Source organism: Streptococcus anginosus (assembly GCF_001697145.1).
GTDB classification, from domain to species: Bacteria; Bacillota; Bacilli; order Lactobacillales; family Streptococcaceae; genus Streptococcus; species Streptococcus hominis.
In genome coordinates, this window is the sequence record NZ_CP012719.1 from 282,501 (window position 1) to 297,678 (window position 15,178).

At 39.8% G+C, this 15,178-nt stretch carries 17 protein-coding genes; 14 read left to right on the top strand and 3 right to left on the bottom strand.

The features are described from left to right. Window positions 1-324: 324 nt before the first annotated feature. Window positions 325-1,674, bottom strand: a complete 1,350-nt coding sequence (locus SanJ4206_RS01415) for an aspartate kinase (RefSeq protein ID WP_004224388.1) — start codon at window positions 1,672-1,674, stop codon at window positions 325-327. Between the two features lie 167 nt (window positions 1,675-1,841). Here SanJ4206_RS01415 and SanJ4206_RS01420 point away from each other — a divergent pair, with 167 nt between their 5' ends. The 14 genes from SanJ4206_RS01420 to SanJ4206_RS01485 all read left to right on the top strand — a co-directional run bounded on the left by SanJ4206_RS01420 (window position 1,842) and on the right by SanJ4206_RS01485 (window position 13,256). Further along, window positions 1,842-2,633 carry an enoyl-CoA hydratase gene (locus SanJ4206_RS01420; protein ID WP_003043475.1) on the top strand — a complete coding sequence of 264 codons (792 nt, stop codon included), beginning with the start codon at window positions 1,842-1,844 and terminating at the stop codon, window positions 2,631-2,633. Window positions 2,634-2,725: 92 nt separating this feature from the next. Beyond that, on the top strand, window positions 2,726-3,160 hold the full coding sequence (fabT, locus tag SanJ4206_RS01425; protein ID WP_003026022.1) for a fatty acid biosynthesis transcriptional regulator FabT: 435 nt from the start codon (window positions 2,726-2,728) through the stop codon (window positions 3,158-3,160). Beyond that, a complete protein-coding gene (locus SanJ4206_RS01430) occupies window positions 3,160-4,134 on the top strand; it encodes a beta-ketoacyl-ACP synthase III (RefSeq protein WP_157622005.1) in 975 nt (324 codons plus the stop codon). Before fabT ends, SanJ4206_RS01430 begins: the two co-directional genes overlap by 1 nt. A gap of 53 nt (window positions 4,135-4,187) precedes the next feature. Further along, window positions 4,188-4,412 carry an acyl carrier protein gene (locus SanJ4206_RS01435; RefSeq protein ID WP_003026017.1) on the top strand — a complete coding sequence of 75 codons (225 nt, stop codon included), beginning with the start codon at window positions 4,188-4,190 and terminating at the stop codon, window positions 4,410-4,412. Between the two features lie 212 nt (window positions 4,413-4,624). Beyond that, on the top strand, window positions 4,625-5,599 hold the full coding sequence (gene fabK, locus SanJ4206_RS01440; protein WP_004224373.1) for an enoyl-[acyl-carrier-protein] reductase FabK: 975 nt from the start codon (window positions 4,625-4,627) through the stop codon (window positions 5,597-5,599). Next, a complete protein-coding gene (gene fabD / locus SanJ4206_RS01445; protein ID WP_004224371.1) occupies window positions 5,592-6,518 on the top strand; it encodes an ACP S-malonyltransferase in 927 nt (308 codons plus the stop codon). Before fabK ends, fabD begins: the two co-directional genes overlap by 8 nt. Window positions 6,519-6,520: 2 nt before the next feature. Further along, the gene (gene fabG, locus SanJ4206_RS01450) at window positions 6,521-7,255 is read left to right on the top strand and encodes a 3-oxoacyl-[acyl-carrier-protein] reductase (RefSeq protein ID WP_004224368.1); all 735 of its coding nucleotides are present in this window, start codon (window positions 6,521-6,523) and stop codon (window positions 7,253-7,255) included. Window positions 7,256-7,317: 62 nt separating this feature from the next. Beyond that, window positions 7,318-8,550 carry a beta-ketoacyl-ACP synthase II gene (fabF, locus tag SanJ4206_RS01455; protein ID WP_004224365.1) on the top strand — a complete coding sequence of 411 codons (1,233 nt, stop codon included), beginning with the start codon at window positions 7,318-7,320 and terminating at the stop codon, window positions 8,548-8,550. Next, a complete protein-coding gene (gene accB, locus SanJ4206_RS01460; RefSeq protein ID WP_004224360.1) occupies window positions 8,551-9,030 on the top strand; it encodes an acetyl-CoA carboxylase biotin carboxyl carrier protein in 480 nt (159 codons plus the stop codon). Then, entirely contained in the window at window positions 9,027-9,449 is a 423-nt protein-coding gene (gene fabZ, locus SanJ4206_RS01465) for a 3-hydroxyacyl-ACP dehydratase FabZ (RefSeq protein ID WP_157622006.1), read from the top strand. The genes accB and fabZ overlap by 4 nt, the downstream gene beginning before the upstream one ends. Before the next feature lie 16 nt (window positions 9,450-9,465). Continuing rightward, complete coding sequence (accC, locus tag SanJ4206_RS01470) at window positions 9,466-10,833, top strand: acetyl-CoA carboxylase biotin carboxylase subunit (protein ID WP_004224355.1); 1,368 nt, start codon at window positions 9,466-9,468, stop codon at window positions 10,831-10,833. A 20-nt stretch (window positions 10,834-10,853) separates the two neighbouring features. After that, the gene (gene accD / locus SanJ4206_RS01475) at window positions 10,854-11,717 is read left to right on the top strand and encodes an acetyl-CoA carboxylase, carboxyltransferase subunit beta (protein ID WP_004224352.1); all 864 of its coding nucleotides are present in this window, start codon (window positions 10,854-10,856) and stop codon (window positions 11,715-11,717) included. Further along, the gene (locus SanJ4206_RS01480; RefSeq protein WP_003043405.1) at window positions 11,714-12,484 is read left to right on the top strand and encodes an acetyl-CoA carboxylase carboxyl transferase subunit alpha; all 771 of its coding nucleotides are present in this window, start codon (window positions 11,714-11,716) and stop codon (window positions 12,482-12,484) included. The genes accD and SanJ4206_RS01480 overlap by 4 nt, the downstream gene beginning before the upstream one ends. Before the next feature lie 112 nt (window positions 12,485-12,596). Beyond that, entirely contained in the window at window positions 12,597-13,256 is a 660-nt protein-coding gene (locus SanJ4206_RS01485) for a VTT domain-containing protein (RefSeq protein ID WP_003025995.1), read from the top strand. Between the two features lie 40 nt (window positions 13,257-13,296). On the opposite strand, the gene serS is transcribed toward SanJ4206_RS01485, so the two are convergent. Further along, window positions 13,297-14,574, bottom strand: a complete 1,278-nt coding sequence (gene serS / locus SanJ4206_RS01490) for a serine--tRNA ligase (protein ID WP_004224347.1) — start codon at window positions 14,572-14,574, stop codon at window positions 13,297-13,299. 213 nt (window positions 14,575-14,787) lie between these two features. After that, a complete protein-coding gene (locus SanJ4206_RS01495) occupies window positions 14,788-15,159 on the bottom strand; it encodes a DUF956 family protein (RefSeq protein ID WP_004224344.1) in 372 nt (123 codons plus the stop codon). Window positions 15,160-15,178 lie beyond the last annotated feature (19 nt).

Below are 15,178 nucleotides of genomic sequence, written 5' to 3' on the forward strand. Positions count from 1 at the left end.
ATAGATTTCAGGGTGAGATAGGTGAGATGCCTATGTTTGCTGACGAGTTCACCTATAAATAATGCATTCTGGGGAGATTGCGCGTAGCAATCAATCAAAATTTGAAAATTTTTAGTTCGTATTCCTACCCTTACGCTATTGCCTTCATCATCAGCTACTACATCAAGATTTTGGGGTTAATATAATGCAAGTGGCTGAGCAAAAACTCATTCATGGTCAAAGTGTAATAATCTCCCATAGCAAAAAAGCTTAAAATCAAGTTAATAAAACGTTGCTTTTAAGCTTTTTGACTATTTTATGAATTTTTATCCAGACTCTCAATTTTTATTCAAAAAAAGCTTTGTACAGTGCTTTTATAGCTGCTTTTTCTTGTTCGGAATTGATAACAATCATGATTGAAACTTCACTAGATCCTTGCGAAATCATTTGGATATTAATATGATTATCTGATAATGCTTTTGTTGCAGTAGCGGTCAAACCAATATGACTTTTCATTTTTTCACCGACAATCATAATGATTGAGAGATCATGTTCGATTTCTGCGTGGTCGACTTCTAACTTTTGTCTTAATTGACGAAGGATTTCTTCCTCTTTAATGGGGGTTAATTCACGATCCCGAAGAATAATAGATAAGTCATCGATACCGGTAGGCATGTGCTCCCAGCGGATATTTAGATCTTCCAATATTTGCAGAACTTTTCTACCAAAACCGATTTCACGGTTCATGAGGTATTTAGACATGTTGATACTGGTGAAATGGGCATCTGCAGCAATACCTACTACAGGGAAGTCCCTGTTGCTGTGCTTTAAAACAATTTTTGTACCAGGATGAGTGGGGTTATTTGTATTTTTAATAACGAGTGGAATTTTTCCACGGTAAGCTGGAATGAGTGCTTCGTCATGTAATACAGTAAAACCTGCATAAGCTAATTCGCGCATTTCGCGATAAGTTAATTCTGGAATGGAGTGTGGCATGTGGATAATGCCAGGGTGTGCTGCAAAAATACCGTCAACATCTGTGAAATTTTCGTAAAGATCAGCTTTTACACCTGCCGCAATGATGGATCCAGTAATATCGGATCCACCACGAGAAAAGGTGCAAATTTGATCGTCTTTTGTTACTCCAAAGAATCCTGGGATAATCAATACTTCGTCAGCTTCATTTAGTTCTTCGATTTTATCATAACTGGAAGGGAGAAGTCGAGCATTTCCTGGTTCGCTGGATACAATGAGTCCTGCTTCTCTAGGGTGAACATAACGAGCATCTACGCCATTTTGGGCAAAATAAGCCGCAATGAGTTTCGCATTGTTATTTTCACCTGCAGCAAGAAAAGTATCGTACAAGAACTTATTATTTTCGATAGGAAGGCTTGCGAGCTTTTGGAAACTTTTTGAAATTCTCTCTAGAATATTTGGTTTGAGCTGCAGTTCTAACGCCATATCTCGATAACGCTGAATAATCCATTGTTGGTGTTTTGTTACGTCATTACCAGCAACATAGTCTCTATAGTATTTAATGAGGGCATCTGTTACCTTTGTATCCTGAGTGCTTCGCTTCCCAGGCGCAGAGACAATCACGAAGCGACGTTCAGGATCAGCTTTTATAATCTGTAATACTTTTTCTAATTGACCAGCGGAGGCAAGTGAACTTCCTCCAAATTTAACAACTTTCATAAATTCTCCTATAGGCTGATTGTTTAAATTATAGCAAAATTCTGAAATCTTTTCAAATCTGCTTGTACTTACTTGCTAAAGCAAATATTTTATGTTAGAATGTAACCATATTATTTGATATTCAAATAATTTAATTGGCAAAGAAAAGAATTGTTGGAGGCAATTTAATGCAATTTGAAAATATTTTATATAGTGTCAATGACGGTGTTGCGACTTTAACATTGAATCGCCCGGAGGTTTCCAATGGGTTTAATGTTCCCATGTGTGAGGAAATTTTAAAAGCCATTGAATTGGCTGCTGAGGATAAAGCTGTCCAAATATTGCTCATCAATGCAAATGGAAAAGTATTTTCTGTTGGTGGTGATTTGGCAGAAATGCAACGAGCAGTGGAGGCAGATGATATTCAGTCTTTGGTGAAAATTGCTGAATTAGTCAATGAAATTTCTTACTCAATGAAACAACTATCTAAGCCGATCATTATGAGTGTAGATGGACCAGTTGCTGGTGCGGCAGCTAATATGGTGGTAGCTGCAGATTTCTGTATTGCAACGGAGCGTTCTCGTTTTATTCAAGCTTTTGTGGGGGTAGGTCTTGCTCCTGATGCGGGTGGTCTGTATTTACTTGCTAGAGCGATTGGTGTGACGAGAGCAACTCAATTAGCAATGACAGGTGAACCGTTAAACGCAGAAAAAGCTTTAAATTACGGTCTTTTGTATAAAGTTTGTGAAGTTGAAAAGTTAGAAACTACAACGAATCAAGTGATTAAGAAGTTGAAACGTCATTCACTTAATTCTTATCGTGCTATTAAAGAATTGGTATGGAAGAGTTTGTTTACTGGTTGGGATGAGTATGCAAAACTCGAACTACAGTTGCAGAAGACATTGGCTTTCACAGAAGATTTCAAAGAAGGGGTGCGAGCTTATGCTGAGAAGCGTCGACCAAAATTTTCTGGGAAGTAAAAAAGTAGTTGCAATTTAATTTGATATTTGATATACTTTTCTAGTCAAATGTTTTGATGTTGAAAGTTTTTTTGTTAGAGGAGGATAGATTTTTGGATTACCAATTGGTCAATGATTATTTAACATCTATTTTCAATAATGTATTGGTTATTGAAGAATCTAGTTTGAGAGGCAGTCGCTTCAAAGATATCTCTATCAAAGAAATGCACACGATTGATGTTGTTGGAAAAAATCCCAATGCGACTCCTAGTAGCGTAGCAAAGGAATTGATGGTGACATTAGGAACCGTAACAACTAGTTTAAATAACCTTGAAAGAAAAGGCTATATTGAACGGACACGTTCAGAAGTTGATCGTCGTGTTGTTCATCTGAATTTGACAAAAAATGGTCGCCTAATTTATCGCTTGCATAGAAGATTTCACAAGAGAATGGTTGAAAGAATCATTGAAGGAATGGATGCTGAAGAGATGAAGGTCATGGGAAAAGGTCTGACTAATCTGTATCGTTTTCTAGAGGATTTGAAATAATGAACTATGCGAAAATTAGTCAAGTCGCTCATTATGCTCCAAGTCAGGTGGTTACAAATGATGATTTGGCAAAAATAATGAATACGAGCGATGAATGGATTTCAAGTCGGACAGGAATAGAACGCCGTCATCTGTCACAAACAGAATCAACGAGTGATTTGGCTACAAAGGTGGCAAGTCAATTGTTGAAAAAGGCGAATATCCATGCAGATGAGCTAGACTTTATCATTGTGGCAACTATCACCCCAGACTCTATGATGCCTTCAACGGCTGCACGAGTTCAAGCAAATATTGGTGCAAATCATGCTTTTGCCTTTGATTTGACAGCGGCTTGCAGTGGCTTTATCTTCGCTCTGTCGACAGCTGAAAAGTTAATTTCTTCAGGTCATTACCAGAAGGGCTTTGTTATAGGAAGTGAAACCTTATCAAAAGTTCTTGACTGGTCTGATCGTTCAACTGCGGTTCTTTTCGGTGATGGTGCTGGTGGTGTTTTGCTAGAGAGCTCAGAGCAGCAGCATTTTTTAGCTGAAAGTCAATATACAGACGGTTCGCGTGGGGAAAGCTTGACTTGTGGTAAAGTTGGTTTATCTTCACCTTATTCTGAAAAGGGAGAAGTAGCGCCTTACTTGACAATGGATGGTCGAAAAATTTTTGATTTTGCTATTCGAGATGTGGCAAAATCTATAAAAAATACGATTGAATCCAGTGATATTCAAGTAGAGGATATTGACTATTTATTATTACATCAGGCCAATATTCGTATTTTAGATAAAATGGCGAAAAAGATTGGTGCAGCGAGGGAAAAACTTCCTGCAAATATGATGGAATATGGGAATACGAGTGCAGCGAGCATTCCAATTCTTTTATCTGAGTGTGTTGAAAAAGGACTCATTCACCTTGATGGCAGTCAAACAGTTTTGCTGTCAGGATTTGGTGGAGGTTTGACATGGGGCACACTTATTGTTACAATTTAGTTATTATGTGGTAAACACATGAATATAAATATTTATTTTTAAAGGAGTCTATCATGGCAGTATTTGAAAAAGTACAAGAAATTATTGTGGAAGAACTTGGTAAGGAACCTTCAGAAGTTACTCTTGAGTCAACTTTTGATGATCTTGATGCAGATTCATTGGATTTGTTCCAAGTTATTTCAGAAATCGAAGATGCATTCGATATTCAAATTGAAACTGAAGAAGGATTGAACACAGTTGGTGACTTGGTCGCTTATGTGGAAGAAAAAACAAAATAAAAAATGAAACGGGGCTGAGAGAGGATTCTCGCCCTCTTTTAAAAAAGGTATTGAGGTAGACAGTCAATTTTGCTGGGGTGGAACGATAAAATCAATTTAAAGATGATAGGTTCCACTCCCTCTTGTTTAGGTAATAGTTTGATTTTCAAATTATACAAAGGGTATAATTGAAATGATTGAGCTATTACTTAAGCAATATAAAGGAAGGTATTATGCAAACACGTGTTACAGAATTGTTAAATATTAAATATCCTATTTTCCAGGGAGGAATGGCCTGGGTTGCTGATGGTGACTTGGCTGGTGCAGTTTCTAAAGCGGGAGGTCTTGGCATTATCGGTGGTGGTAATGCACCGAAAGAAGTTGTCAAAGCTAATATTGATAAAATTAAGTCATTGACAGACAAACCTTTTGGCGTGAATATCATGCTGTTGTCACCGTTTGTGGAAGATATTGTTGACTTAGTGATTGAAGAAGGTGTCAAGGTTGTGACAACTGGTGCAGGAAATCCAAGTAAATATATGCAACGATTTCATGACGCTGGGATTACAGTCATTCCAGTGGTACCAAGTGTAGCATTGGCTAAGCGAATGAAAAAAATTGGTGCAGATGCAGTCATTGCTGAAGGAATGGAAGCAGGTGGGCATATTGGAAAATTAACCACCATGACTTTGGTTCGTCAGGTAGTTGAAGCAGTTGATATTCCTGTGATTGCAGCGGGTGGAATAGCAGATGGTCGCGGTGCAGCTGCAGGCTTTATGCTTGGTGCAGAGGCTGTTCAAGTGGGAACACGTTTCGTCGTTGCAAAAGAGTCAAATGCGCACCAAAATTATAAAAATATGATTTTAAAGGCTCGGGATATTGATACCACTATTTCTGCTCAACATTTTGGTCATGCGGTACGAGCTTTGAAAAATAAACTAACTAGAGAATTTGACCAAGCAGAAAAGGATGCTTTTAAGCAAGAAAATCCTGATTTAACTGTTTTTGAGAATTTAGGAGCTGGCGCTCTTGCAAATGCAGTTGTTCGCGGTGATGTTGAACATGGTTCTGTCATGTCAGGACAAATTGCGGGGCTTGTCAGCAAAGAAGAAACAGTTGAAGAAATTTTAAAAGATATTTACTACGGTGCAGCAGAGGTAATCCAAAAAGAAGCTAGCCGTTGGGCAGGAGTAACTAGAAATGACTAAAACAGCCTTTCTATTTGCAGGTCAGGGTGCTCAGTATCTGGGAATGGCTCGTGACCTTTACGATCAGTTTGATGTAGTGAGGGCAACCTATGATGAAGCAAGTCAAGTATTGGGCTATGATCTACGATATCTGATAGATAATGAGGAAGAAAAGCTCAATCAGACACGCTATACTCAGCCAGTAATTTTAACCACTTCGGTTGCTATTTACCGATTATTGCAAGAAAAAGGAATGCAAGCTGATATGGTAGCAGGCCTTTCTCTTGGGGAATACTCTGCCATGGTAGCAGCAGGTGCTTTGAAGTTTACAACGGCGGTTGATTTGGTGGCAAAGCGTGGTGCTTTTATGGAAGAAGCAGCTCCTGCTGGCTCTGGTAAAATGGTTGCGGTTTTAAATGCCGATTTAGCTACAATTGAAGTAGCTTGTCAAAAGGCAAGCCAGCTGGGAATTGTATCACCAGCAAACTACAATACACCTAGCCAGATTGTTATTGGCGGTGAAGTTGAAGCGGTTGACAAAGCAGTGGAATTGTTAAAAGAAGCTGGCGTTAAGCGTCTCATCCCTTTGAATGTTTCCGGTCCATTTCATACAGCTTTGCTAAAACCTGCAAGTGATAAATTGGCAAAAGTTTTGGAAACAGTTGAATTTGCTGATTTCAAACTTCCTTTGGTAGGAAATACAGAAGCAACTGTCATGGAACAAGGACGAATTAAGGAACTCTTGACTCGTCAAGTTATGGAACCAGTTCGTTTTTATGATAGTATTGCAACGATGCAAAAAGTTGGTGTAACTAATTTTATTGAAATTGGTCCAGGTAAGGTTCTTTCTGGTTTTGTTAAAAAAATTGATAAATCAGCAAAGGTTGCTCACGTTGAAGATGTTAGAAGTTTATCTACTCTTCTAGAAAATAAGGAATAGGTATGGAACTTAAAGGTAAAAATGTTTTTATAACTGGTTCAACACGTGGAATTGGTCTTGCAATGGCACATAAGTTTGCGAGTCTAGGTGCCAACATTGTTTTAAACGGTCGCCGTGAGATTGATGAGGAGCTCGTTTCTGAATTTTCAGATTATGGTGTACAAGTGGTTTCTATCTCTGGTGATGTGTCAGACAGCACGGATGCCAAGCGGATGGTAGAAGAAACTATCGAAAAACTTGGAAGCGTGGATATTCTGGTTAATAATGCAGGAATTACAAAAGATAAACTCATGCTAAAATTGACAGAGGAAGATTTTGAGCAGGTCTTGAAAGTAAATCTTGTTGGTGCTTTTAATATGACTCAAGCGGTTTTGAAGCCAATGTCGAAAGCTCGTCAAGGTGCTGTTATCAATGTATCAAGTGTGGTTGGTTTGATTGGCAATGTCGGTCAAGCAAACTATGCGGCTTCTAAGGCTGGACTGATCGGATTTACTAAGTCTGTAGCGCGTGAAGTAGCAGCCCGCAATGTACGAGTGAATGCTATTGCACCAGGTATGATTGAGTCAGATATGACCGATATTTTGTCTGATAAAGTGAAAGAAGCTACGTTAGCACAAATTCCGATGAAACGTTTTGGAAATACCAGCGAAGTAGCAGAAGTGGCAGTCTTTCTAGCTCGTCAAGAGTATTTAACTGGGCAAGTCATTGCTATTGATGGCGGGTTAACCATGAGGTAGAAGATGACTAAAACTTATGAGTTTTAAGCATGTGATATATTTTCTTAATAAAGGAGTTCGAAATGAAACTAAATCGAGTTGTTGTAACAGGATATGGAGTAACTTCACCTATTGGAAACACACCCGAAGAGTTTTGGGATAGTCTAAAAGAAGGGAAGATTGGTATTGGTCCAATTACGAATTTTGATCCTAGTGTGATTGGTGTACATAATGCAGCAGAAATTAAAGATTTCCCGCTAGAAAAACATTTTGTTAAAAAAGACAAAAATCGTATGGATATGTATTCCATTTATGCCATTCATGCAGCTTTAGAAGCGTTAGAAAATGCTCATCTAGATACCGAGACAGTTGACCATGATCGATTTGGTGTCATTGTATCTAGTGGGATTGGTGGCTTAAAAGAATTGCAAGATCAAATTATCCGAATGCATGAAAGAGGAGCCAATCGTATCCAACCGCTCTTCATTCCTAAAGCACTTTCAAATATGGGAGCCGGAAATATCGCTATTCGTGTGGGAGCTCATGGGGTGTGTAAATCTATTACAACTGCTTGTGCGTCTTCTAATGATGCTATTGGAGAGGCATTCCGTGAAATTAAATTTGGTTTTCAAGATGTTATTTTAGCAGGTGGTTCTGAATGCTCTATCAACGAAATTGGCATCGGCGGTTTTGCAGCTCTTACAGCTCTTTCCACAAATGAAGATCCAAAACGTTCGTCTATTCCATTTGATAAAGATCGAAATGGATTTGTAATGGGAGAAGGGGCAGGTGTTTTAGTAATTGAAAGTCTAGAACATGCTGAAAAACGTGGGGCAACGATTTTAGCAGAAATTGTGGGGTATGGAAATACTTGTGACGCATATCACATGACAACACCATCACCAGCTGGTACAGGGGCTGCTAAAGCTATGAAACTAGCCATTGAAGAAGCAGGGTTACAACCTTCAGACATTGCCTATGTGAATGCTCATGGAACTTCTACACAAGCCAATGAAAAAGGTGAAAGTCAAGCGATTGTTAGTGTTCTTGGAAAAGAAGTACCAGTTTCTTCTACGAAATCTTTCACAGGTCACCTTCTTGGTGCAGCTGGTGCAGTAGAAGCTATTGCAACGATTGAGGCAATGCGTCATAACTTTGTACCGATGACTGCAGGAACGCAAGAACTTTCAGATGATATCGAGGCGAATGTCATCTATGGTCAAGGGCAAGAACATGATATTCCGTATGCGATTTCAAATACCTTTGGCTTTGGTGGGCACAATGCTGTACTTGCATTCAAGCGCTGGGAGGCTTAAATGAATATCAATGAAATCAAAGATTTGATGGCTCAATTTGACCAATCAAGTCTGCGTGAATTTTCTTATAAAAATCAAAGTGATGAATTAACGTTCAGTAAAAATGAAAGAACAGTTGAATCAATTGCTCCTTCTGCAGAGGATTCAACAGTGAACACCAATCTTGTTTCACAAGTAGAAGTTCCCCAGCCAACTGTTCCTCCAATTGTGGAGGAAACGATGAGTCCAGAAACACCTACAGCTGAAGGCGATGTAGTAGAAAGTCCCTTGGTTGGAGTTGCTTATCTTGCTTCTGGGCCTGATAAACCTTCTTTTGTTTCCGTTGGCGACCAAGTAAAGAAAGGGCAAACCTTGATGATTATTGAGGCCATGAAAGTGATGAATGAAGTTCCGTCACCTAAGGACGGTATTGTGACGGAAATCCTTGTCCAAAATGAAGAAATGGTCGAATTTGGGAAAGGTTTGGTGCGGATTAAATGATTGATATCAATGCGATAAAAGAAGCTCTTCCACATCGTTACCCTATGCTGTTGGTTGATCGTGTGTTGGAAGTGAAAGAAGATGAGATTGTAGCGCTTAAAAATGTTACAATCAATGAGCCTTTTTTCAACGGACATTTCCCTGAATATCCTGTTATGCCGGGAGTTCTCATTATGGAGGCTTTGGCTCAAACAGCCGGTGTTTTGGAATTATCCAAAGAAGAAAATAAAGGGAAATTGGTCTTTTATGCCGGAATGGACAAGGTGAAATTTAAAAAACAAGTTGTTCCTGGTGATCAGCTCATCATGACAGCGAAGTTTGTGAAGCGTCGTAGCACCATTGCGGTTGTGGAAGCGAAAGCAGAAGTTGACGGGAAGTTGGCAGCGAGTGGTACTTTAACTTTTGCCCTCGGACAATAAAAAAGGAGATTTCACCATGTTTCGTAAGATTTTAATTGCCAACCGTGGGGAAATTGCGGTCAGAATTATTCGTGCAGCTAGAGAATTAGGGATTGCGACAGTCGCAGTCTATTCTACTGCTGACAAAGAAGCTCTCCATACTTTACTGGCAGATGAAGCGGTTTGTATAGGTCCGGCAAAGTCGACAGAATCCTACCTCAATATGAATGCGGTTCTTTCTACCGCAGTTTTGACTGGAGCAGAGGCGATTCATCCAGGCTTTGGTTTTTTGAGTGAGAATTCTAAGTTTGCGACGATGTGCGAGGAAGTTGGTATTAAATTTATCGGTCCTTCGGGAGCGGTAATGGATTTAATGGGTGATAAAATCAATGCGCGTGCTCAGATGATTAAGGCTAATGTGCCTGTAATCCCAGGTTCTGATGGCGAAGTTCATACTTCAGACGAAGCACTTGCGATTGCAGAAAAAATTGGTTATCCAGTCATGCTGAAAGCTTCTGCTGGCGGTGGTGGCAAAGGTATTCGGAAGGTTGAAAAAGCAGAGGATTTAGTAGCTGCTTTTGAGTCAGCTTCTAGTGAAGCCAAGGCGGCTTTCGGAAATGGTGCCATGTATATGGAGCGGGTCATTTATCCAGCCCGGCATATTGAAGTCCAAATTTTGGCTGACCAACACGGGCATGTCGTCCACTTAGGCGAGCGCGATTGTTCACTTCAAAGAAATAATCAAAAAGTGCTGGAAGAAAGTCCGTCGGTTGCGATTGGCAAGACCCTTCGTCGTAAAATTGGGGAAGCTGCTGTACGAGCTGCCCAATCTGTCGGATATGAAAACGCTGGAACGATTGAATTCTTATTTAATGAAGGCAAAAGAGAATTTTATTTCATGGAAATGAATACTCGTGTACAAGTGGAGCATCCGATAACGGAATTTGTAACGGGGGTGGACATTGTTAAGGAGCAAATCAAAATTGCTGCGGGGCAAGAGCTGCCTTTTAACCAAGAAGATATTCATATAACAGGTCACGCGATTGAGTGTCGAATCAATGCGGAAAATCCTGCATTTAACTTTGCACCAAGTCCGGGAAAGATTTCCAATCTCTATCTACCGAGTGGTGGGGTGGGGTTGCGTGTGGATTCTGCAGTTTATCCTGGCTACACGATTCCGCCGTATTATGACAGCATGATTGCCAAGATTATTGTTCATGGTGAAAATCGCTTTGATGCATTAATGAAAATGCAGCGTGCGCTCTATGAGTTAGAAATCGACGGCGTTGTGACAAATAGCGGTTTTCAGTTAGATTTGATTTCAGACCCACATGTCATTGCTGGCGATTATGATACAGCTTTTCTTATGGAGAAATTTTTACCAGCTTATCAAAAGAAAAAGTAGAGGAGTAAAGGATATAAGTCATGGCTTTGTTTTCCAAAAAGGATAAGTATATTCGGATCAATCCAAACCGTTCCAGTCGTGAGAAACCTCAAGTGAAACCAGAGTTTCCGGATGAATTGTTTTCAAAATGTCCAGGATGTAAGCATATCATTTACCAAAAAGATTTGGGAAGTGAACGGATTTGCCCGCAATGTGGCTATACGTTTCGTATTTCAGCTTTTGAACGCCTCAATTTAACGGTAGATGCCAATAGTTTTGAGGAATTATTTACAGGAATTGAAACATCAGACCCCTTGAAGTTTCCTAAATATCGTGAAAAATTAAGGACTGTCCGTGAAAAAACAGGTTTGGATGAAGCGGTATTGACAGGAATTGCGACAATCGGTGGTCAAAAAACTGCACTGGGGATCATGGATTCCAACTTTATCATGGCTTCTATGGGAACGGTCGTTGGAGAAAAAATTACTCGTCTTTTTGAATATGCTACAGAACATCAGTTGCCAATCACTTTGTTTACAGCTTCTGGTGGCGCTCGCATGCAAGAAGGAATTATGAGTTTGATGCAAATGGCTAAAGTATCCGCAGCGGTGAAACGTCATTCTAATGCTGGCTTGTTTTATTTGACGATCTTAACAGACCCGACCACGGGTGGGGTGACGGCTTCATTTGCCATGGAAGGAGACATCATTTTGGCTGAAACGCAAGCGCTTGTTGGCTTTGCAGGTCGCCGAGTAATTGAAACAACCGTTCGTGAAAAATTGCCAGATGACTTCCAAAAGGCAGAATTTTTGCTTGAACATGGTTTTGTTGATGCCATTATCAAACGCTTGGAATTGCGCTCTACCATTGCAATGTTATTGGCTTTCCATGGAGGTGAACAATGACAAAGATTACCCGAATTATTAAAGAAGCACGAGATCAGGCACGATTGACAGCTTTGGATTTTGCGCAAGGAATTTGCGAGAATTTTATTGAATTACATGGCGATCGTTCTTTTCGAGATGACGGAGCGGTTATCGGTGGAATCGGAACTTTAGATGGTCAGCCCATCACCGTTGTTGGGATTCAAAAAGGACGCAATCTACAGGATAATTTGCAACGGAATTTTGGACAACCTCATCCAGAAGGTTATCGAAAAGCACTTCGCTTGATGAAGCAGGCAGAGAAATTTGGTCGTCCTATCGTTACGTTTATCAATACAGCCGGTGCTTATCCGGGAGTTGGGGCTGAAGAGCGCGGTCAAGGAGAAGCTATTGCGCGTAATTTGCTCGAGATGAGCGATTTAAAGGTGCCGATTATCGCTATTATTATCGGTGAAGGCGGATCTGGAGGAGCGCTAGCTTTAGCTGTTGCAGACAAGGTCTGGATGCTAGAAAATTCAATTTACGCGGTGCTTAGTCCCGAAGGTTTTGCTTCTATCTTGTGGAAAGACGGCAGTCGTGCTATGGAAGCTGCAGAACTCATGAAAATCACTTCTCATGAGCTTCTTGATATGGGAGTAGTGGACAAGGTGATTCCAGAAGCAAGGCTTAGCAATCAGGATTTATTGTATGCTGTGAAGCAAGAAATAGTTGCTGAATTAGCAAATTTGTCTCAGCTACCACTTGAACAACTTTTAGAAGCACGTTACCAACGATTTCGAAAATACTAATAAAAATCAGAAGTGGATTGGCTTGTACCGTTCACTTCTGTTTTTTTATTTTTAAAATACGCTTTTCTGTAATATTTTCTGCTATAATAGAGAATGGACAAAAGGAGAAGAGATGTTTATTATTGATTTTATCTTGCATATTGATGCACACATTTATAATATTGCTCATGCTGTAGGTGGCTGGACATATTTGATTTTGTTTTTGGTAATTTTTATTGAGACAGCTGCGGTAGTATTTCCATTCCTGCCGGGAGACAGCTTACTTTTTGCTGCAGGCGCTCTATCAGCTAATCCAGCAATGCATTTTAATGTTCTACTTTTTATGCTTCTATTTTTTGTGGGAGCTTTTGTTGGCGATACCTGTAATTTCTTCATTGGCAGAACCTTGGGTTATCGTTTTGTACATTATAAATTTTTCAGTAAATTGATAAAAGAAGAAAATATCAAAGAAGCAGAAGTGTATTTTGAAAAACATGGCTCTACTTCTATTATTTTAGGACGCTATATTCCCATTATTCGTACCTTTGTACCATTTGTAGCAGGCATTAGCCAATTCCCAGTTCAGTCTTTTCTGAAACGAGCTTTTATCGCAGCTTTGTCTTGGTCTTTGATTGCGACAGGGGCAGGCTATCTTTTTGGGAATATCCCCTTTGTGAAAACTCATTTTTCAGCGATTATTTTGGGAATTGTCATTGTCACCTTACTCCCAACTGTGATAAGTGTGGTTCGAAGTGCAATGATTAAAAAGCGAAACAATCAAATGAAGAGATAAGAAAACTCTGAGATGATTTGAAAATCTCAGAGTTTTTATGTTATTTTGGAGCAATCATTTTCACACCGCCCATGTATGGACGAAGTACTTCTGGAATAGTGACGGAGCCGTCTTCATTTTGATAATTTTCAAGAATAGCTGCAACGGTACGACCAACTGCAAGACCGGATCCATTCAAAGTGTGTAGGAGTTTGACCTTGCCATCTGCTTCGTCACGGTAACGGATTTGGGCACGACGAGCTTGGAAATCTTCGGTATTGGAACAGCTAGAAATTTCACGGTAGGTATTCTGTGCTGGAATCCAGACTTCCAAGTCGTAGGTCTTCGCTGCAGAGAAGCCCATATCCCCTGTAGAAAGTGCAACAACGCGGTAAGGAAGATTTAATTTCTGAAGGATATTTTCGGCGTTAGCGGTCATTTTTTCTAATTCTTCATAAGAATGCTCTGGTTTGGCAAATTTGACCATTTCCACTTTGTGGAATTGATGCAAACGAATCAAACCACGGGTGTCACGACCGGCAGAACCAGCTTCAGAACGGAAAGACGGACTCATGGCTGTGAAGTAGATTGGCAAGTCTTTTCCGTCTAAAATTTCCCCACGGTAGTAGTTTGTCAAAGGAACTTCAGCAGTTGGAATGAGAACGTAATTTGTATCGCTCAATTCAAACGTATCTTCTTTGAATTTTGGATATTGACCAGTCCCAAACATAGAATCGTGATTAACCATGTAAGGAGGAATGACTTCTGTGTAGCCCTCTTTTTGATGCTCGTCTAACATGAAATTATAAATAGCGCGTTCTAGACGAGCTCCTAATCCTTTGTAAAAGAGGAAGCGAGCGCCAGTTACTTTTGCCCCGCGTTCCCAGTCGAGAATATCAAGATTTTCCCCAAGATCCCAGTGAGCTTTTACATCAAAGTCAAACACACGTGGCGTCCCCCAACGGCGAACTTCTACATTATCGTCTTCGTCAGCACCTACCGGCACACTATCGTGAGGAATATTTGGCAAAGTCGTTGTAAACTCGGTTAATGTAGCGTCAATTTCTGCTAACTCTGCGTCTAATGCTTTAACTTCAGCAGATAATGTTTGCATGGCAGCAATTTTATCATCAGCATTTTCTTTATTACGTTTTGCTTGGGCAATTTCTGCTGACACCGTATTTCGTTCTGCTTTTAAATTTTCGACTTTAACCAAGAGTTCACGGCGTTTGCTATCAAACTCTTTCATTTTATCAAGTGTTACAGCATCAACGCCACGAGTTGCTAGTTTTTGTGCAATAGTATCAAAATCTGTGCGAATGCGTTTAATATCTAACATAAGACCTCCTAGAGAATAAAAGTGCACCTGTGAAACTGTTGGAGTGGCAGGGCCACGGTTCCATCCAACTTCACATAAGTGCACTTGATTATTTATGAAATTAGTATTACGGTAGAATTTCAAGCTAGCTCTCTATCTGCTCACAGCTGCCGCAGACTTTCTGAAAGAGATACTAGATTTACTTATCCGTTTCTTACGATTATACAAAAATTCTTATTTTTTTGCAAATAGATTTTTAAAAAATTGACCAATTGTTTGAATCAGTGTCGGTAATTTAATAACCTTTTCATTGCCGATATGATTTCGAGCATGTTTCAAAATAGTTCCAGCATCTTTTGAAGCGAAAAGGAATTTTCCTTTATTGGTAAAGACTTCAAAATGACGACTAATTCGTTTGCCAGACACATTGGCACCGATTTGATGGATAGTATCCCAAGGGATTTGAATATAGTCTTCGACATTGGCATCTGCATAAAATTCGAGCGCTTTATCTCCAACTAAGAATTTTCCAACTTTCCCTCCAATTCCCAGATAAGAAGTTCCTGTTGTTTGAAAATCAATTTTTGTATTTTGTGACTGTGCCATGTTCAATCCTCGTTTATCT